At 36.7% G+C, this 19,994-nt stretch carries 13 protein-coding genes and 2 tRNA genes; 7 read left to right on the forward strand and 8 right to left on the reverse strand.

Annotation, left to right across the window (positions count from 1 at the left end; translation table 11 throughout):
- Positions 1-564 precede the first annotated feature (564 nt).
- On the forward strand, positions 565-930 hold the full coding sequence (locus J3U74_RS10360) for an ester cyclase (RefSeq protein ID WP_220219458.1): 366 nt from the start codon (positions 565-567) through the stop codon (positions 928-930).
- 401 nt (positions 931-1,331) lie between these two features.
- On the opposite strand, the gene J3U74_RS10365 is transcribed toward J3U74_RS10360, so the two are convergent.
- Positions 1,332-2,495, reverse strand: coding sequence for a DUF3829 domain-containing protein (locus tag J3U74_RS10365; RefSeq protein ID WP_267328520.1), 1,164 nt, complete (start codon positions 2,493-2,495; stop codon positions 1,332-1,334).
- A gap of 500 nt (positions 2,496-2,995) precedes the next feature.
- On the opposite strand from J3U74_RS10365, the gene J3U74_RS10370 reads away from it, so the two are divergent.
- The 3 genes from J3U74_RS10370 (at position 2,996) to J3U74_RS10380 (ending at position 8,468) form a co-directional block, all read left to right on the forward strand.
- Positions 2,996-5,584 carry a type VI secretion system Vgr family protein gene (locus J3U74_RS10370; protein WP_267328521.1) on the forward strand — a complete coding sequence of 863 codons (2,589 nt, stop codon included), beginning with the start codon at positions 2,996-2,998 and terminating at the stop codon, positions 5,582-5,584.
- A gap of 290 nt (positions 5,585-5,874) precedes the next feature.
- Positions 5,875-7,164 (forward strand): hypothetical protein, encoded by a 1,290-nt coding sequence (locus J3U74_RS10375; RefSeq protein WP_267328522.1) that lies wholly within the window; start codon positions 5,875-5,877, stop codon positions 7,162-7,164.
- Between the two features lie 47 nt (positions 7,165-7,211).
- Positions 7,212-8,468, forward strand: coding sequence for a type VI immunity family protein (locus J3U74_RS10380; RefSeq protein WP_267328523.1), 1,257 nt, complete (start codon positions 7,212-7,214; stop codon positions 8,466-8,468).
- Between the two features lie 995 nt (positions 8,469-9,463).
- Here J3U74_RS10380 and J3U74_RS10385 read toward each other — a convergent pair.
- The 4 genes from J3U74_RS10385 to erpA all read right to left on the reverse strand — a co-directional run bounded on the left by J3U74_RS10385 (position 9,464) and on the right by erpA (position 11,442).
- Positions 9,464-9,539: transfer RNA gene (locus tag J3U74_RS10385), tRNA-Gly, on the reverse strand.
- Between the two features lie 18 nt (positions 9,540-9,557).
- Positions 9,558-9,645: transfer RNA gene (locus J3U74_RS10390), tRNA-Leu, on the reverse strand.
- Between the two features lie 142 nt (positions 9,646-9,787).
- Complete coding sequence (locus J3U74_RS10395; protein ID WP_267328524.1) at positions 9,788-10,687, reverse strand: AraC family transcriptional regulator; 900 nt, start codon at positions 10,685-10,687, stop codon at positions 9,788-9,790.
- A 416-nt stretch (positions 10,688-11,103) separates the two neighbouring features.
- Entirely contained in the window at positions 11,104-11,442 is a 339-nt protein-coding gene (gene erpA, locus J3U74_RS10400) for an iron-sulfur cluster insertion protein ErpA (protein ID WP_220219455.1), read from the reverse strand.
- Positions 11,443-11,600: 158 nt separating this feature from the next.
- On the opposite strand from erpA, the gene hemL reads away from it, so the two are divergent.
- Positions 11,601-12,893, forward strand: a complete 1,293-nt coding sequence (hemL, locus tag J3U74_RS10405) for a glutamate-1-semialdehyde 2,1-aminomutase (protein ID WP_267328525.1) — start codon at positions 11,601-11,603, stop codon at positions 12,891-12,893.
- Positions 12,894-12,963: 70 nt separating this feature from the next.
- On the forward strand, positions 12,964-13,440 hold the full coding sequence (gene bcp / locus J3U74_RS10410) for a thioredoxin-dependent thiol peroxidase (RefSeq protein WP_220219453.1): 477 nt from the start codon (positions 12,964-12,966) through the stop codon (positions 13,438-13,440).
- A gap of 39 nt (positions 13,441-13,479) precedes the next feature.
- On the opposite strand, the gene J3U74_RS10415 is transcribed toward bcp, so the two are convergent.
- Together J3U74_RS10415 and J3U74_RS10420 are read right to left on the reverse strand one after the other, a co-directional pair.
- Entirely contained in the window at positions 13,480-14,565 is a 1,086-nt protein-coding gene (locus tag J3U74_RS10415; protein WP_220219452.1) for an AI-2E family transporter, read from the reverse strand.
- Positions 14,566-14,613: 48 nt separating this feature from the next.
- Positions 14,614-16,140: a helicase HerA-like C-terminal domain-containing protein gene (locus J3U74_RS10420; RefSeq protein WP_267328526.1), complete on the reverse strand. Its 1,527-nt coding sequence runs from the start codon at positions 16,138-16,140 to the stop codon at positions 14,614-14,616.
- 109 nt (positions 16,141-16,249) lie between these two features.
- Between J3U74_RS10420 and J3U74_RS10425 the strand changes: the two genes are divergently transcribed.
- Positions 16,250-16,465, forward strand: coding sequence for a YdcH family protein (locus J3U74_RS10425; protein ID WP_220219450.1), 216 nt, complete (start codon positions 16,250-16,252; stop codon positions 16,463-16,465).
- Between the two features lie 453 nt (positions 16,466-16,918).
- Here the strand turns inward: J3U74_RS10425 and mgtA are convergent, their stop codons facing one another.
- The gene (mgtA, locus tag J3U74_RS10430) at positions 16,919-19,627 is read right to left on the reverse strand and encodes a magnesium-translocating P-type ATPase (RefSeq protein WP_267328527.1); all 2,709 of its coding nucleotides are present in this window, start codon (positions 19,625-19,627) and stop codon (positions 16,919-16,921) included.
- Positions 19,628-19,994: the final 367 nt, after the last annotated feature.

The following is a 19,994-nucleotide window of genomic DNA, read 5'->3' on the forward strand; positions in this document are numbered from 1 at the left end:
GATAAATATGTTTTTAGAAAGATATGTACTGATATATGGAACAATAAAAATATGTGCAAATTGGAATATATTTAGTCACGATAAAATCAATCTATTGTTGCTGACGATTTTAAGCGCTGTAAGATCAGTTAGAACAGAAAACTTCTTTATTTTACACGAATTTGGATATTTTAAAATATCCTACTTACAATAGATATTGATTATATTGATGATAAATGCAGGTCAGTCGGGATTTTAATTAGATAAGTAAAATGTTTTTATCGACGGTTAAAAATCATCAATTTATCGCTTTAATGGTTAAATAATTCCTGTCACAAGTTTTTCGTCAAAATCAACGTAAAAAATATAGCGAGCGGTCATAACAGGTTAAAAACTAGCTATTACGATTAGAAACAGGCATAATAGCTTTATCCTTATGGTGGCAAATCAGCTACTACATACCCTCAAGGGTGTATAAATAATTATCCTATCAACATCTGTCTTATTGAATTTTAATCTTTTTTAACACATTTAATTAATCGTTTTTTAATATTCTTTGTATGATTTTAATAAGGGGTACAGATTATGAAAAACAAGCAATTAGTTGAAAACTTCTTTAAAGATGTATTTATCAATGGCGATGTAGAGAAAATTAAACATTACGTCGCTGAAAACTATATTCAACACAATCCTCAAGTTAAAAATGGTTTAGACGGTTTTACTGAATTTTTTAAGTCTTATATTAAAAGTAAACCAAAATTTGACGTGATTAATATAAGTTGTGAAGCCGATATGGTTTATGTTTTTTATAAAACCACCATGCCCGATGGCTCGATTAGTAAAGTTTGTGATATTTACCGTGTTGAAAATAATAAAATTGCGGAACATTGGGATGTGATTGAATCGCATGTCGAAAAAATTAAATCGGTCAATCATAATAGTGTATTTTAGAAACAGGATTGCTAAAACAGATTTTTAAATCACACCTTTCGTGGAAGTTTACTTTGACATAAGCTTCCACGAAACCATGCGCAATTAGCTAACTATCAGTAAATTTTATCGGTGTTTCTAAAGTACTTTAAGCTTCTGTCAAAACAAAGGCTTAGCAAGCAATAAACCAGATATTTCAATAATACTCGCAGCTTAATAAAACCAAATACCTCAATCAATTCCTGTATTTTTATTTAACATCTAAACGAATTTGAAGTTTCACTGCTTGTTTAGCAAATCATTTAATTTACTAGCCAATAGATCTTGAACTAAGTGTTAAGGTAAAAAATAGCAATTTATTTCAGGTATTTAACCTAACACATGGTAAACAACACACCTTAAAGGTACTGTTTGAAAACTAATTAAGGTTGATTGATACGGTCGTTATAACATTCGACTGCTTGATTATAATGTTCGACCATATACGTTGTTACCGCACGCGGATTATTTCTGATAGCGCGATAATCACCAATAAAATCTTCTAAATATCTTATCATCGAGCTAAATCCCACAATATTTCTACCGTTTTTTTCAGCAATTTGTAGCTCATTTTGTAACTTGTCGAGTCTGTCCTCTAACAGCGCTAAATATTCATTGGCTTTAGTGATTTTTTCTTTATCCTGAAAATCTTCAAGATAGTCAAATTGCGCTAAGATTTGTTCGCCATAATTTAAACACTCTTCTGCATAAAGTTCTAAGGTTCGACCCTGCTTTTTAAATAACTCCAGACTTAATTTACTTTGCTCATATGCCAACTGTTGGACAGAGGCAGAAAATTGATTATAAAGTTGGTTTGCTTTTAAATAATCTGGCGTAAAAGTCGCCATTAACTCTTTTCCTTTTGCCCCATTATCATCTTCAAAACGTCTGGTGGAGTTATATTTTTCCAGTTCAGCCCAAATCGGTAAAAGCTCATCTAGCGTTGCGATTAGATTACGAGCATGAGTATCTACCGGTTCAATCGGAATCGGATTTTTAGTTAAAGTGGCAATCAAGCTTTGGCGTAACCTTTCGTAACCTCTGGAGTTTAAAAGCAGTGAGGATTCAATAACGCGATAGTTCTTATTTTCAATCCCCTGCTTTATTTTCTCTACCCTATCAGACCAAACCGATAAACCAGCACTTAGGCGTCTACTGTGCTGGTTTGTCGCATCGATATAGTTAGATACTTTCTGAGTTATTTGATACGCTTTTTGTTCTTCAGTTAAATTAGCTGTTGCCGTTGTTTGAGCAGGCTCCACAATCTTTTGAGTATCAAGTTTAACAATATTAGTAATGTTGTCCTGTTGCTTAGTATTTTCAACGTCTGGTTTAGTATTTACGTCGCTTTGTTTAGTATTTACAACATTTGGTTCGGTGTTTACGACTGCATTATCATCAAAAGAATCATCAGATAAATTGATATCATAAGAATTAATTGAAGTTGACACATTAGATTTTTCCGAAACATCATTATTATCACCTTCATCACAACCAGTCAAAGCCAGCACATTAATCACTAATGCTAATAATAATTTTTTTTCCAAAATCTTATCCTTTCAAGCGAATTAAAACTTAAGTTTTGCGTAAAGCATTTATTGTTTATTAGAATTATTGAAAATTCAAGTAGATTATTTTATAAACACTAATTATTTGTGATCCAGATCAGTAATCGGTGTTTTTTGTCGTGCATTAATTTGGATTTTCTCGAATGTTTTGAGAAAACTAGTACAACTGGCAGTTAGCTCGGTTAACGTTTAGGAGATTAAGTAAGGCTTGTTAATTGGAGCGGGAAACGAGGTTCGAACTTTTTAAAATTAATCATACCTATTTCTTTCCGATTTCAAATGATCACCCCTTACTAAAAAATTATTACTAATATAAACAACATTATATTGTTTTAATTGAATTGTAAAAATTGTTGATCTAAAAAAAAAAAAATCGTATTTTAACTACATAAAATCGCTTATCTTTACCAGTTAGCATAAAATTAAATAAATATAAGAACTAATATATACATTGATGTATAAATGATCAAGGAATGATAATGATTACTATAGAACAATTGGCTGATACAATTTCAGCTACGGTAAATGGTGTGCATCACAATCACTACAGTTTAATAATCGATGGTCTTAATCATTGTGCTAAACTCTCCGTGTTATCCCTTGACGGACAAGAATGGCTAAACCAGCCTTGGCGTTACGACATCACCTTCACCTCTCCAGATAAACATATTGCTATCAGTTCAATACTTAAGCGTTCAGCATCATTAACCTTTGAAGCGCCAAGTCCTGCCTGGCAAGTTGCTCAAATCAGCTCCTTTGAAAAACCCACCTTACCACGTACGTTATATGGTGTTATTACTGAATTTAGTTTGCTCTCGGCCAGCAAAGACGAAGCCCGCTACCGTGTCGTGTTACAGTCTCGCCTTGCATTATTTGCAAAAGACCACTACAGTGCGATTTACCAGAATCAAAGTGTAGTTAGCGTGGTCGAAGAAATACTCAGACGGCATGGTTTTACTGGCCTAGACTACCGTCTTGAATTACAAAATAGCTATCCGTTGAGGGAATTTATAACCCAATGGCAAGAAAGTGACCTCGAATTTATCCAGCGCCTATTGAGCGACGTCGGAATTTGGTTTCGCTTTGAAAGCCACAGTGAACACCACTGTGATGTTTTAGTCCTAAGTGATTATGAGCAAGGTTTTAAGGATTTGGGGCATATTCGCTGCAAAGAGCCGAGTGGTATGGTGGATGGTCAGCAAAATAGTGTATGGAATTTGCAGTTTAGCAGCTATACGGAGCCAAAAGAGGTTATCACCCAAGATTACAACTACCGCACCGCCAATAGCAGTCAATATTCTCTCGTTAATGCAGATCCTAAAGATAGCACCACCCGAGGTACAGACTATCGCTATGGTGAACACTATAAATACAAAGGTGATGATAGTGAGATTGAAAGCGGACATTGGTATGCTAACATACGTCATGAGGTCCTTATCAGTCAAAAATTGATTATTCAGGGGAAATGTAACGACTATAACTTAATGCCGGGTCAACGCATTATTATTGACGAAAGTGGAATAGAGGGCATTAAAGAAGGTATCATTATTCTCTCAACCGCCAGTCACGGTGACCGCAGCGACTCTTACCAAATACATTTTACTGCTATTCCCTATGACGTATTAAAACCCTATCGACCTACACCGCTAGCTTGGCCCAAAGTGGCAGGCACCTTGCCAGCGAGAGTGACCAGTCCTGACTACGATACCTATGGTTATATTGATACAATGGGGCGTTACCGCGTTAAGTTTGATTTTGACCTGAAAAATTGGAAAAACGGCGAAGAAAGCTTATGGGTACGACTGGCTAGACCTTATGCTGGTGATACCTATGGTTTTCATTTCCCGTTAATCGATGGTACAGGTGTTGCAATTGCTTTTACAGATAGCAATCCAGACCGACCGTACATTGCCCATGCTATGCATGACAGCACCCACCCTGACCACGTTGCAACGGCTAACAAACACCGCAATGTCATTCGCACGCCAGCCAACAACAAATTACGGATGGATGACAAGCGAGGTAAAGAGCACATTAAGCTGGCCACCGAATATGGCAAAACTCAACTAAATCTCGGCCACTTAGTTGACCACAACAAAGAACAACGCGGTGAGGGGTTTGAACTTCGAACCGATAAGTGGGGTACAATAGCTGCAAATAAAGGACTATATCTCACCGCGCAAACTGAACCGAAAGCCCAAGGCAAACAGCTTGATATGCAAGGGGCTATTAAGCAGATTGAAAACGCGCTGTCAATCGCTAACGCACTGCACAACGCGGCCCAAACCGCGCAAGCCCATCCCTCTGACGTTGATAATCAGCAACAACTGCAGACCGCTTTAACGCTGCTCAAACAGGCTGGAATTTTAGCCTATGCACCGGAAGGAATTGCTTTTACCAGTGATGAAAATATCCAGTTATCCTCAGCGAATTGTATAACGACGACCTCAGAGAACCATACCGATATTAGTGCATTAAAAAACATTACCTTTGCAGCCGAAGAGGCAATCAGTTTATTTGTCCATAAAACAGGGATGAAACTGTTTGCTAATCAAGGCCAAGTTGAAGTTCAAGCACAAAATGCTGCAATGGAGATCGCCGCTAAGCAAGATATTAATATTAATAGTGTGGATGGTTCGATAACTATCACCGCACCGAAAGACATTACTTTAATGTGCGGTGGTTCGTATATCAAAATCAACGAAAACGGAATTGAACTCGGCACATCAGATAATGTATCGATTAAAAGTACTGCACTGCAAAAAATGGGGGCAGCGACACTAAATGCCCCTGTTATTAATTTACCGAACGTGAATGGATGTAGTGAGTTTTTTATTCTCACTAATCATGAAACAGGTGAACCGTTAGCTTTTCATCCTTATGATATTGAAGTGAATGGACAAATTATTACAGGCTTCACCGATGCCAAAGGACGAACGAAACGTATTTTCACTGATGAGCCGCAAACTATTACGGGAACACCAAAAGATAATAGTCCTAAAAATACTTTTTTAGCAAGGCATGTTGCCACTGGTAAACGTGTACAACTTGATTTTAACGAATGTTAGAAAATAGGAAATTAATAATGGGTAAAAGGTCTAATAGCTCAAATGCAGCACCTTCTTCGATTGGAAGCAAGTCTGCTTCAACAAGTTACGATTCATCTGGTATAGTATTACCCGTAGTGAATCCGCTAGATATTGTCTACTTATGCCATAAAATGGAAGCTGCGAAAAAATCTCCATATATAGCGAAAAATGGCACTCCACGATATCAGAGGCAAGTTACTAAATGGATTAGGCAAGAAGCTGAACTATCGGGTTATCTGTGGCCGTATTGCGGCGAGGTTGGCTATAATATGACAAAAACTCCGCCAACACCATTAACTAGCAAAAATGAACCACATCGTCCTAGTAACTATCCTCTATCACAATTTCGCATGGTTTTCCGTGAGTACCGTAGAATAAATAAATTTGGTGATCCTGAAGGTAGTTATCTGTTCGATTTCAGAGGGGCTGAAACTGTTGATCCGATGGTCAGTAAAACTGAGCTGGAGAATACCTTAGCACTAAAACGTAGTGGTGATAATGATATCGTTGAAGGCTACCGTACTATTAATCCTATAGTGGCAAATGAGCGATTCCCCAATGGCCGTGGGATGATTCGTATTCCTGATATTATTAAGAAAAAAGATCATAGTTTATTAGGCAAAGAAGGCTACAGTCCTAACAATATTGATACAGTGATTGAGGTTAAATTTCCCAGAGATTATCTGTCGGATGCACAAAAAAGAGATTATTTAATAATTGCAAGTGGTGATCGAAATAAGTTTCGCTTAATGACTTTAAAACAGTGTAAATATCGTCGTCGGGGTAAAAAAGAAGCAGAGGAAATGTTAGCAAAGGCTAAAGCGGATCCTATTTTTCAGGTGGTTGGTGAAACAGCGTTAACAAACCCGCAACATGTATTGTCCATTGAACAGCAGATACAAATGGAATATGATGCATTTTCTAAGCATGTGATAAAATGGGTTAAAAAACAAGAGGTTGAATATAGCCGCCCACAACTACTTGCACGAGATAATACCAACCGAGAAGCGCTAGAACAAGTTTTCAAACGTTATGAGCAACATCACGAACAAGTTATAAATGCACCGTTAGCCACGGTGGGAGTCGCTGTTATTGGAGCAATGACGGCAGCTATGCCATTCATGGCGTCAAGTGCCGAATCGGTTGCTACCGCAACAGTGACTCGATCGGGAGATAAGGTAATAGAGCTTTTTCCTATTATTAGAACAACTGTTTTTGCTGGAGCGGTGGCCGCTAACTCTGAACGACTAGCTGCAAAGGAAAAATCGACTAATAGTTATGTTTTCGAAAATAACATTCAACTGACCTACTATGCTGATTTTGATAAACAAGAACGTCTGAAATACCAAGATGATCGTTTAATTGAAATTGATTATCGCTATAAAAAAAATATTGGGCAGATAAAACCTATAATGGATATTGAGGACGATTCAATGCAAGCAAGGCAAAATAGAGATAAATATCGTCTTGATGAACGAGGGAGAAAAGTACATTATTATCCCGCCCGGCAGCAGTTCTATTACTATTTCACACCAGGTGATGAACCGAGCGATGACTAGGGTTCAAATATCATGAATACGTTGTAACTAAAATAACAGGATAAGCTATGACAGAAAAATTACAGCAGTTTTTAGATAAGTATTATGAAAACTATAATGACTTTACCTATGGACACTATCTCGATCCAGATAATCAAGATGCCTTAAAAGCAGGATTGGTTGGTTGTTTTTATCTTAATCAAGCGTATCGTCCAGAAAAACGCCAAGCCATTGGACGAGTATTAGCGCTCTATGATAAATATTGGGGGGATAAATTATCTTCTGGCTATTTCGATGGTAATCCAAACAAATTATATTCTTATAAATCAATGTTAATAGATGAAAAAATTGATTATATCAATCTGATGGGAACAGGAGATCTTTGCTTTTACTGGAGTAATGTTGATGATTTAGAGTTTACTCCCAACTATCTTATTAAAACATTTTCATCAGCAGATTGGCATGAGGATCTACATAGAGGTATCAGTTATGTGCAATTCTATTTACCCGTTACTGAACTTGAGCGTTTTGGTGTTGAAAAAATAGTAGAATTGGTTCAACAAATCAGTGATATCTTGCAACCAATGCATGGCTTTTTCGGCTTAGGCATTCAGCATTGCCATGAATACTATGATTACCAATATTTAGAATACGATATTGCCCATCAATTTTTGGGATTAGATATTTCTAATGTCGAGGATGATTTATCTTTTCGAGAAGGTTTTAAATGTATTAACTGGTTGACAGTACTCAGTGATGAACTGATTAATAACAAGCTTGGTGGACTTAGTCAATTAAAACAGAACAATCATGATGAAGCAATTACCTTTTATCCCTATTCGGGTGGGGTTGTTGTGCGGGCAGGGGAAGTTCCTGAACTGGGCGATGTGGAAACAAACCCTTATCCACAACATTATGTGAATGTGAATGCACTGCTTAAAGATGCGCGCGCACCTGAAATTGGTTCATTAGGCTTTGGCTCTATTAATGGTGAGGTCCGTTTTAATAATCGTACCTCAAAAGATTGGCAAAGTCGTTTTGATGATGTAATGGCAACTGACATTCCTGTAATCAATGAAGAAATCTTAGATAGCATCAATAAAGCTGATTCACCAGTGCGTATAAGCCTCAAAACTGGAGAATTATGCCGTCATAGTGGGCTTTATTCAACCACCATTAATGGCAGAATTGAATATCGCGAATTAGTTAGTGGCTATAAAGTAGAGCCTTTTATTGATAGTGAAACTCAGCAAGAATATACCGATGTTACATGGCAATTACTACGTCGTGACGATGGTGGTGACGTATTTATAAAAAATAACTAGTTGATGGTGTATGGCTAGGCTGAAGATAAACAAAAGCACTAGGCACAACAAGAAATGCTATTTCACCAACACTGGTATGAACGGTCGATGCAATCAATGGTGGCACTCAAGTCATTTTTGATGACTGCGAGTCAGTTTAGTGTCGATGCACTAATCAATGAGCAAAGTGATATTACTAACATAAGCCATAAAGTAATGATTTTTTAATGTGTGGATAACATACAGTACTCGCGGTTTTTGAAGAATTTGCTTGTGGTTTTCACAATATGGTACGTTTACTGCCTACAAATACAGCATTAACTATGTTAATACAAAGATGAGAAATCAGAGATTCGTTACTTAAAGAAAACCTACATACCAGTTTTTCTAGGTTAAACTACTCTGGTTTATCACCTTTGAAGATGTGAAAGCAGACACGAAAACTTAGTGATCATTGCTCTGTTTATCAATAGAAATGCAAAAGGTGCCGTAAAGCACCATATAACTATTGATAGATTACTACTGTTCTAAGGCCTATAGTTCCCACTTATCGAGTCTATATGAACTTTCTTGCATCATCTTTTGAAGCTGCGTGATGCACTTAACATGATTATACGAACGTCTGACTTAATTTTTAGTCTTGGTGAGAGAGTTGAGCCTCAATGTCTATCTCTTCATAATCGAGTTCATAGAGTACTGTAGAAGGTGTTTCTGGTAAACCATGTGTGGCTAGTTTTTTATCATACCAAATACGTTTAATCCCTTGATAGAAAGTATTTTCACTAACAGACTGATGTGGCTTGCCTCGACCACACTGTAAATAGGGTTGATTATCCTAACTCAGCGATAATTCTCTAACTATATCGACAGCTAGCCTAGATAAAAGGATGACATAATCTGGAATTTTGAGTGCTTATGAGTATATTAAAGTTCATCTCAGTATGTGAGAAACAACCAATTATTAACTTAAAATTTATTTAGCGGTATATTTTAGTGCAGCTTTATACATTATGAATTGGAGCGGGAAACGAGGTTCGAACTCGCGACCTCAACCTTGGCAAGGTTGCGCTCTACCAACTGAGCTATTCCCGCATAAGAGATGATTAATAATGGTGCCCGGGGCGAGACTTGAACTCGCACGGCCAAAAAGGCCGAGGGATTTTAAATCCCTTGTGTCTACCGATTTCACCACCCGGGCTCAAAACTGGTTACGTAAGGTAATTCGCTTTGAATGCAGTGCATTTTACCTATCTAAATTTCAACGTCAATAAAAAAATGAAAATAATTGATTAACTGCTCAATGTTTGTCTGATTTGGCCTCTATTCAACCTTGTTTTGATTTAATATCGTTTTTTGAGCATATCATTATTTGGCGAAGCACCAAACTGGCGTTTGTATTCTCGACTAAACTGTGACTGGCTTTCGTAGCCGACTTGAAAGGCAACCGATTTCACATCTTTGCCTTCTTGCAGCATAAGGCGTTCAGCTTCATATAAACGTAACTGTTTTTGAAATTGTAAGGGACTTAGAGTTGTGACTTGACGAAAATGGCGATGAAAGGTTGAGCTCGACATATGCACTAACTTTAATAAGGTATCAACATCAAGTGGCTGAGTGTAGTTATTGCGTAGCCAATTAATCGCTTTGGCTATCTGCTTAAGGTTTGCCCCTTTTAGATCGGAAAATCGTAGACTTTGACCCAATGGACTGTTAAGCAAATAATAATGAAGTTCTTTGATAAGCAGTGGCGCAATAAAGCCTATACTTTGTGGCTGTTCGAGCAACTCAATTAGGCGCAAAAACGTATCAATAATTTGATGTGTTGCTGTAGAGACGACCACCGCTGATGTGGGTTTATTTGTCGCTAGGTCAGGTATTATCGCCATTTCGCTAAGTAATTGACTGATGATGTGCTTATCAAGTTTTATTGATATTGAAATAAAAGGATCTTTTGGCGTAGCGCGCGAAATATGAAATACTCCCGGCAGATCGACGCCAACAACCATACATTGGCCTTGGTCATAATTGAATGTTTGATTTCCTATCATTGACCGCTTATGCCCCTGCACGACCATGGCAATCATTGGATGATAAAAACAGCTTTCAGGTGGTCTGTCATGCTCATAACGAGATATCATTAATCCCGGAATATCTGTGGAGTGTCGAGCTTGTTGCGGTAGTAGTTGCAAAATCTTCTGTTTTAAATAAGCATGCGTTTGTACCAACCGATCGTTATGCATTTCCTCCCCCCTTTTGCCTCTCAGCTTTGTGTTTTAGATCTTATTATCAAGCCAATTAAACGTTTAGTTGCCACAATTAATTTATTGATGACGTTAAGCAGCAACTATTCGTTGTTGCCATTGGTTAATCTATTTAATAGCAGGTAGTGAACAAAAGATAACATGATAATGCATGCATTCGAAGATCTGATCTTTTCAAATCTATGCACAAAACAATCATTCAATTTGAGTATGTCACAGCTTGATTAATTTCAATCGGATAAGATCAACCTATTTAAAGTTACAAATGAATAAACCTAATAGAATAATTTAAATCAATAATAATCTTTCAGCGTTAACTTAATTAATATGGATAAATCAGCTACAGAAACACATGGTTTCTGAGCCTTTGGTAAGATAAGAAGAGAAAAAGAATACTACACGCTAAAAGATGATCCACAGCCACAAGTTGTTGTTGCATTGGGATTATCAACAACAAAACGCGATCCTTGTAGACCTTCAACATAATCAATCGTTCCACCAACTAAGTATTGTAAACTCATTGGGTCAATAACTAGTGAAACGCCATTTTTTTCGATTGACAGATCATCTTCGTTTACTTTTTCATCAAAAGTAAAGCCATACTGAAACCCACTACAACCACCGCCAGTGATGTAGACACGTAATTTTAGATTAGGGTTTTCTTCTTCTGTGACTAGTGATTTAACTTTATTTGCAGCAGCATCAGTAAAGTTAATCGGTAAAGCATCGCTCATTTGATTCTCCTAATAGTTATACTGTCATATTATATACTGTTGGCAAATGAAAATACAAAATGAAAACTTCTATCAGATAAATTTATTAAAGCTTGCTTGAATTAAATTCAATTTTATGAATAAATACATCAACCTTTTCTTTAGAGAATGCCAATATCATGCAAAATACTTTAAAATCTGAAAAGCTTTATCATCAAGCATTATCCTTTATGCCGGGCGGTGTAAATTCGCCAGTTCGGGCTTTTAACGGTGTTGGTGGTACGCCAATATTTATTGAGCGGGCTAACGGTGCTTATATTTATGATGTCGATGAAAAAGCCTATATTGATTATGTCGGCTCTTGGGGTCCAATGATTTTAGGTCACAATGATCCGGATGTGGCTAATGCAGTTATTAAGGCTGTTCATCAAGGTCTGAGCTATGGCGCCCCCACGGAAATTGAAACAAAGGTTGCTGATCTTGTCACCCAGTTAATGCCGTCAATTGAGATGTTACGTATGGTCAACTCCGGTACAGAAGCCACCATGAGCGCAATTCGCGTTGCTCGTGGTTTTACCGGTCGAGATAAAATTATCAAATTTGAAGGCTGCTATCATGGTCATGCGGATTATTTATTAGTTAAGGCCGGTTCCGGCGCCCTTACCTTTGGTCATCCAACATCGCCAGGTGTTCCGCATGATTTTGTTAAACATACTTTAGTTTGTGATTATAATGATTTAGCCTCCGTCGAGCGCCAATTTGAACAACATCCCGATGATATTGCAGCCATTATTATTGAGCCAGTAGCCGGTAATATGAACTGCGTACCGGCCAAAAAAGAATTTTTACATGGTTTGCGATCGTTATGTGACAAATATGGCGCTTTGTTAATTATTGATGAAGTGATGACAGGATTTAGAGTTGCATTAGGCGGAGCGCAAGAGTATTACGATATCACCCCGGATTTAACCTGTTTAGGCAAAATTATTGGTGGAGGAATGCCAGTTGGCGCATTTGGCGGTCGAGCGGAAATAATGCAACAATTAGCGCCGACCGGTCCAATCTATCAAGCCGGCACCCTTTCCGGCAATCCGGTAGCAATGGCTGCGGGATATGCAACTTTAAGCAAATTGAACGATGTGGGGATTTATCAACAATTAGCGGATAAAACAGCATCACTGGTTAACGGGCTGTCAGATGTCGCCCGGAAACATAATATACCATTAGTAACCAATCATGTGGGCGGTATGTTTGGCTTATTCTTTACAACTGCTTTAGAAGTAACCTGTTATCAAGATGTTATGCAATGTAATGTTGAAATATTCAAAAAATTCTATCATCATATGCTATCTGAGGGTGTTTATTTTGCTCCTTCAGCATTTGAAGCAGGTTTCATGTCACTTATGCATACAGATAGAGAAATTAATCACACCATTGATGCGGCAAGTCGTTTTTTTAGTAATATTAAATGAATTAATGACACAGAGTTTTTAATACCAAATAGAGATTAAAATTTTAAACTATTAACATAGGTAATAATTTATGGTTAATCCACTAAAAGAAGGTGAAAAAGCACCTCAATTTTCTTTACCAGATCAAGATGGGGAGCTAATAAGTTCTAAAGATTTTAAAGGTCAACGTATTTTAATCTATTTTTATCCCAAAGCTATGACGCCTGGTTGTACTATTCAGGCTTGTAATTTACGTGACAGTTCTGATGAATTGAAAAAATATGATGTCGTTGTTATTGGCATTAGTACCGATAAACCGGAAAAGTTGTCACGTTTTGCAGATAAAGAGTTATTAAACTTTACCCTTCTTTCAGATGAAAATCATGAAGTCTGTCAAGCATTTGGTACTTGGGGGGAAAAGGAATTCATGGGGAAAACCTATGACGGTATTCATCGAATCAGTTTTTTAATTGGTAAAGACGGTAAAATAGAAAAAGTCTTCGACAATTTTAAAACCGCTGATCATCATACCGTTGTGTTAGATTATCTTAAATCGCACGCAAAATAGCATCTTATTGCATCACGAATGATAAAGCAGATTAGCCCACTAATCTGCTTTTATTTTTTGATTAATCTTATGGATTTCTTCAGGATTTGGCCAAGCATTAATTATGGCTTTTACTAATGTCGCTAACGGTATTGCGAAAAAGACCCCCCAAAATCCCCACAAACCACCAAAAATAATTACCGCTAAAATGATAACTAATGGGTGCAAGTTAAGTTTTTCCGAGAAGAGATAAGGCACTAATAAATTACCGTCTAAAGCTTGAATAAGCACATAAAAGAACATTAAATAGCCAAATTGAGCAGTCAGCCCCCATTGGAACAAGGCGATTAAAACGACCGGAATACTGGAAATAATAATTCCGATATAAGGGATTAAAACTGATAAACCAACGCCTACAGCCAATAACAAGCCATAATCCAGCCCAAAATACCAAAACGGAATATAAACGCTAATGGTTAAAATAAGGATATGTAAAACATTACCGACAATATAATTTGATATTTGCATATCCATTTCAGAAGCAACTTTATTTAAAACTGTTCTATTTTTGGGCAATATCACTGAGCAGTAGCCCCAAATTTTAGTTTTATCTTTCAGTAAGAAAAACATAATAATTGGGATTAAAACAGCATTAATCGCGACTGAAACTAAGCTAAACAAAGAAACAATTGAAAATTGTAAAAGCGAATTACCGGTTTGGACGAATTTACTAGTGATACCTTGAATAATTGAATCAAACAATCCTACATCAATCAGTTCCGGATAGTGTTCCGGTAGCGAGGTCAGTAAGTTATTAACAAAATTAAGCATGTTTGGGATATTGGTGATTAAGCTGATACTTTGTTGCCAAATTAAGGGAACTAAAATCATAAATCCAGCTAACACCAGCATCACAAATACTAATAAAACAATGATGACTGCAAACGTGCGTGGTATATTCTTTTTATGTAAATAATTGACCGGTCTATCAAGTAGATATGACAACACAATAGCAATTAGAACGGGCAAAAGAATTTTATGAAAGAAGTAGATTATAAAAAATAAAATCAGGATAACAAACATCAACGATACAACATGGGGATCGCTAAATCGTTTTTTATACCATTGCATAAACATTTTAAACATCTACAAACTCCTATTTTGTAAATAATTTTTATTATTATTTAATTATCTTTATTTTTTTATGCCGCCTAATATACCACGGCTAATTTGCCGACCAACATTATTTATTATCTGTCTGGTTGCGCTTTTGGCTACTTGTTGAACAACGCCGTCATGTTGCCCACCTTTTGGGCCATTCCAACCAAAAAATAGCGAACGAAGAAAATCGACCACACCACCATGATTGTTCTGTTGATCGGTGTTAGCATCATCAGCATTGGTATTTGGCTCATTAGTATTCGCGTTAGCAACTCCGTTAACGTTAAATCCATCCCTAATTTTTTCGTAAGCGGATTGACGATCAATCGTTTGCGAATATTTATTATAAAATGGCGATTGATGAATAATAGATAATTGGTCATCTAAAGGCATTGGTCCCATTTTTGAGCCAGGGGCAATAATAAATCCACGTTCAACCATATTGGGGCGCCCTTTTTCATCGAGAAACGAGATTAAAGCTTCACCTACACCTAAGTCCATTATGGCTTTTTCGGTATCGAAATTTGGATTAGCCCGCATAGTTTGCGCTGCAACTTTAACTATTTTTTGATCTTTAGGGGTGAAGGCTCGTAAGGCGTGTTGTACTCGATTACCTAACTGCCCAAGTACAGTATCGGGGATATCGGTCGGATTTTGGGTTGCAAAATAGACGCCAACGCCTTTTGAACGAATTAAACGAACAACTTGTTCAATTTTTTCTAATAAAGCCGGTGAAATATCATTAAATAGCAGGTGGGCTTCATCAAAAAAGAATACCAATTTCGGTTTGTCCAAATCGCCCACTTCTGGCAGATGTTCAAACAGTTCGGAAAGTAACCATAGTAAGAACACCGAATATAATTTTGGTGAATTATATAACTTGTCAGCTGCCAGTATATTGATAACACCATGGCCTTGTGCATCTACTTGCAGCAGATCGGCGATATCTAACATAGGTTCGCCTAAGAAATATTCTGCGCCCTCTTGTTCAAGGGTCAATAAGCCCCGTTGGATAGCACCAATTGATGATGAGGAGATATTACCGTATTGAGTTATGAATTTTTTAGCATTATCGCCGACAAATTGAACGAGTGTGCGTAGATCTTTAAAATCGATCAATAATAAGCCATTATCGTCAGCAATTTTAAATACCAGTTGTAAAACGCCGGATTGTATATCATTAAGATTTAATAATCGAGCCAGTAACACCGGGCCAATATCAGACACCGTACTACGAACAGGTATCCCTTTTTCACCAAAAACATCCCATAATGCAATAGGCGATACAATAGGAGACCAATCTTTAACGCCAATGTTTTCTAACCGAGATTGCAATTTTTCGGTTAATTCACCTTTTAAGCCAATGCCGGTTAGATCGCCTTTTACATCAGCTAAAAAAACAGGAACGCCAATTTGTGAAAAACTCTCAGCCATTTTTTGCAAAGTCACCGTTTTACCTGTACCAGTTGCACCGGTAATTAAACCATGACGGTTAGCTAATGAAGCAAGAATATAAAGATCTTTGCCATTACTTTTGGCAATAACAATTGATTCACTCATGGGTTAAATCCTCATAAAAATTGCTATTAAAACAATTGAGAATATTGTAAGCTGAAACAGTAATAACTGCTAATGTTATTATTTTCACTCACCTGATTAAGGAGTAGCTATGTTTCCTGAATACCGCGATTTAATTTCTAAATTAAAAAATACCGATTTACGTTTTCAAAAACTGTTTGCTGAACATAATGAACTGGATCAAAAAATTAAAAATATTGAATCAGGCATTGCTGTTGATACATCTGAATCGATTGAGACGCTAAAAAAGCTTAAGCTTAAATTGAAAGATCAGCTCTATGAAATACTGAAAAAAGCCTCATCATAGAAGGTTTGTTTATTGTAATAATGCACCCACCATTATAGTAAAGTTTATTCGTGCATTAAATAGAGTGAAAACTGGTTTATGTTTAATTGACTTTGTTGATATTTAAAAAACCCCACATCAGGGGTTTTTTAATCATTAATATAATAAAATATAAATTTTAACTGATTATTTAATACGTTTCTCTTGCGCTTTTCTTTGTTTGCGATTTTTAATGAGTACGATTAAATTTTTATGTGGTGTTTTCATTTTTGATTCCTTTTATCGTTATTGTTATAGATGAAAATAGTAAGCTACAAAGCAATTAGTTTTGATTTGTGCTTAAAACTTGTCGGGTCGTAATCAAAAATTATCTTTTTGTAAGTTAAGATAACTTTAACATAAAACCTCGTTTTTTGATATATTTAAGTTTATTTAGGTAAGCAACCATGTCACTTACCTAATGTTTCACAGCATTTAGAACCATTGTCCGAAACGTTTAATATAAATTCGTTTCATCAATTGAGCCACAACACAATAACTGAGTAAAGTGGCGATCAACCATGGGAAATAGGACCATGGCAACGGTTCAAGACCAATTAGGCTTCCCATTGGTGAGAACGGAATATAGATCCCTACTGCCATAATTAGCATTGTCATCACAATGACCGGGAAAGCAGCGGTACTTTGAATAAATGGAATTTTTTGGGTCCGTAACATATGTACAACTAATGTTTGTGACAATAAACCTTCGATAAACCACCCGGAATGGAATAGCGATTGTGCTTCAACACTATTTGCACCAAATACAAACCACATTAACGCATAAGTAGTAATATCAAAAATAGAGGATGTTGGACCAATCCAAATCATAAATCTTTTGATATTTTGTGCATCCCATTTACGTGGTTTTTGTAAAAACTCATCATCCATTTTGTCCCATGGTAATGATAGTTGTGAAATATCATACAAGAGGTTTTGAATTAATAGATGAATCGCCAACATTGGTAAAAATGGTAAAAAAGCACTGGCAACTAACACTGAGAAAATATTTCCAAAGTTAGAACTTGCCGTCATATTTAAGTACTTCATGATATTACCAAAGGTTTCACGACCACAAACCACGCCTTGTTCTAAAACCATTAAGCTTTTTTCCAGCAGGATAATATCGGCCGACTCTTTGGCGATATCGGTTGCGGTATCGACCGATATTCCCACGTCAGCATCTCTTAATGCCGGTGCATCATTAATACCGTCGCCTAAAAAGCCTACTGTATGACCATTTTCTTGTAATAAACGTATAATGCGTGATTTTTGTAACGGTGTTAATTTAGCAAAAATCGTGCGCTGTTCAATTTGCTCTTTGAGTTGAGCATCATCCATTTTCTCAATTTCAGCGCCTAACAGTGGTACACCTGGTTCAAGTCCTACTTCACGGCATACTTTAATTGTGATAATTTCATTATCACCTGTTAACACTTTTACCCCAACACCATGTTCATTTAATGCAGATATAGCCTCGTAAGCACTCTCTTTCGGTGGATCGAGGAAAGTAAGGAAACCACGAATTGCTAACGCTTTTTCATCTTGAACACTGTATTGGTCTTTAGCATCATGACCTGCGATATCTTTCACACCAACGGCTAACACTCTAAAACCATCTCGATTGTAATTATGCGCAAGTTCAATTAACGCTTGTTTACGTTCTTCGTTTAATGGTAGATATTGACCATTTTCGTAAACGTAACTGGATATTGAAAGCATCTCTTCAACGGCGCCTTTACAGATCATTAAATGGTTGTCCCCGCCATTTTGTACAACGACAGACAAGCGACGTCGAACAAAGTCAAACGGTAACTCGTCGATTTTTTTGTATAGTCCAACGCCTACTTTTTTGACATTTGTCTTTTCGTCAGCAAAACGGATGATAGCTTTATCCATTAAGTTTTTCATGCCGCTTTGATAATAGCTATTTAACCATGCAAGCTCTAATACGCTTGGATCTAATTGTCCGTTAATATCCAGATGATGTTCTAAGATAATTTTATCTTGTGTTAATGTACCGGTTTTATCAGTACATAAAATGTCCATGGCACCAAAGTTTTGTATCGCATTTAAACGTTTAACAACGACTTTACGTTTTGCCATTCCAACTGCACCTTTGGCTAGGTTGGCACTGACAATCATTGGTAACATTTCAGGTGTTAAACCAACCGCAACAGCAAGTGCAAATAGCGCAGCTTCGCCCCAGTCACCTTTGGTAAATCCATTAATTAAAAGCACAATCGGTACCATAACGAGCATAAAACGGATAAGTAACCAACTTACACTATTTACCCCTCGATCGAAGGAGGTCTCAGCGCGAGAGCCAACAATCGATTTAGCTAATGATCCAAAATGGGTATCAGAGCCGGTTGCCACAACAATAGCCGTTGCTGTACCACTCACCACATTTGTGCCCATAAAACAGACATTATTGACATCAAGTATATTATCTTTTGATATTTCAGATGAATTGACTTCATCAGATGTTTTTTGTGTCACCGCTCCCAATGTGTCATATTTTTCAACGGGTATAGATTCACCTGTTAATACTGCTTGGCTAACAAATAGATCGCGTGACTCGATTAATCGAATATCAGCCGGTATCATATCTCCGGCAGATAAATAGACAATATCACCCGGTACTATCTCATTAAGTGGTACTTCATAGCGTTCAGGGTTCATATCTTTATGCGGTCGTCTTAACACAGTTGCCGTTGTACGAATCATAGATTTCAATGCTTCAGCCGCTTTGTTTGATCTGAATTCCTGCCAAAATCTTAATAATCCACTAAGGGTAACCATTATTAAAATAATAAAAATACCTGTAACATCGGTTTCTTCACCTTTTTGTAGTGGTAACCAATAATCCGTCACAAAGCTTACGATAGCTAATACGAGTAAAACAAATATAAAGGGATTATTAAATGCCATAAGTAACTGCATAAAAGCACTTGGGACTTTTTCTCTGGCAACTTCATTTTTGCCATATGTTTCAATGCGAGCTTGAGCATTTTCTTGCGTCAATCCGGACAGGCTTGACTGAAATTTAGCTAAAATAGTTTCTAAGCTATTTTGAGCTTCATCGAGTGCTTTAACCCCTAAATTGTTTTCTGCTTTAACTTTTGATGTGTTTTTAATCATCTTGCGTACCTATATCTAATCTTATTTTTAGATAAAAAAATCCTGCTCATCGTTGAGGTAACAACAATGAGTAATCGAAATGGGTAATTAATCTAAATTAAATGCAAAGCAAAACTAGCGATGTACGCTATTGCTGCACATACAATTAATTTAATGAAATAATTAATTAAGAATTAGATACAACTCGGCGGTTCTAATTGTTTTTGTGATAGATGTAAAATACACAGCATTAAAGTTTGTGCGCATTTAAGTTTTGAGTTTGTGTGATAGCGTGTACAAAATTGCATATCGTTCACCGTTACCGTTTTTATCAATCTCGGTTTGTGAACTGAAAAAATGATTATTTAGACAGGTTCATTAACCGACA

This window comes from Gilliamella sp. B3892 (assembly GCF_026536305.1).
Taxonomy (GTDB): domain Bacteria; phylum Pseudomonadota; class Gammaproteobacteria; order Enterobacterales; family Orbaceae; genus Gilliamella.

What these genes read in the sequence shown, in the direction of transcription:
- J3U74_RS10375 (WP_267328522.1), top strand. Translation starts at nt 5,875, where the DNA reads ATGACAAAAACTCCGCCAACACCATTAACTAGCAAAAATGAACCACAT.
- erpA (WP_220219455.1), bottom strand. Translation starts at nt 11,442, where the DNA reads ATGAGCGATGCTTTACCGATTAACTTTACTGATGCTGCTGCAAATAAA.
- J3U74_RS10360 (WP_220219458.1), top strand. Translation starts at nt 565, where the DNA reads ATGAAAAACAAGCAATTAGTTGAAAACTTCTTTAAAGATGTATTTATC.
- J3U74_RS10415 (WP_220219452.1), bottom strand. Translation starts at nt 14,565, where the DNA reads ATGTTTAAAATGTTTATGCAATGGTATAAAAAACGATTTAGCGATCCC.
- bcp (WP_220219453.1), top strand. Translation starts at nt 12,964, where the DNA reads ATGGTTAATCCACTAAAAGAAGGTGAAAAAGCACCTCAATTTTCTTTA.
- J3U74_RS10420 (WP_267328526.1), bottom strand. Translation starts at nt 16,140, where the DNA reads ATGAGTGAATCAATTGTTATTGCCAAAAGTAATGGCAAAGATCTTTAT.
- J3U74_RS10370 (WP_267328521.1), top strand. Translation starts at nt 2,996, where the DNA reads ATGATTACTATAGAACAATTGGCTGATACAATTTCAGCTACGGTAAAT.
- hemL (WP_267328525.1), top strand. Translation starts at nt 11,601, where the DNA reads ATGCAAAATACTTTAAAATCTGAAAAGCTTTATCATCAAGCATTATCC.
- mgtA (WP_267328527.1), bottom strand. Translation starts at nt 19,627, where the DNA reads ATGATTAAAAACACATCAAAAGTTAAAGCAGAAAACAATTTAGGGGTT.
- J3U74_RS10380 (WP_267328523.1), top strand. Translation starts at nt 7,212, where the DNA reads ATGACAGAAAAATTACAGCAGTTTTTAGATAAGTATTATGAAAACTAT.
- J3U74_RS10395 (WP_267328524.1), bottom strand. Translation starts at nt 10,687, where the DNA reads ATGCATAACGATCGGTTGGTACAAACGCATGCTTATTTAAAACAGAAG.
- J3U74_RS10425 (WP_220219450.1), top strand. Translation starts at nt 16,250, where the DNA reads ATGTTTCCTGAATACCGCGATTTAATTTCTAAATTAAAAAATACCGAT.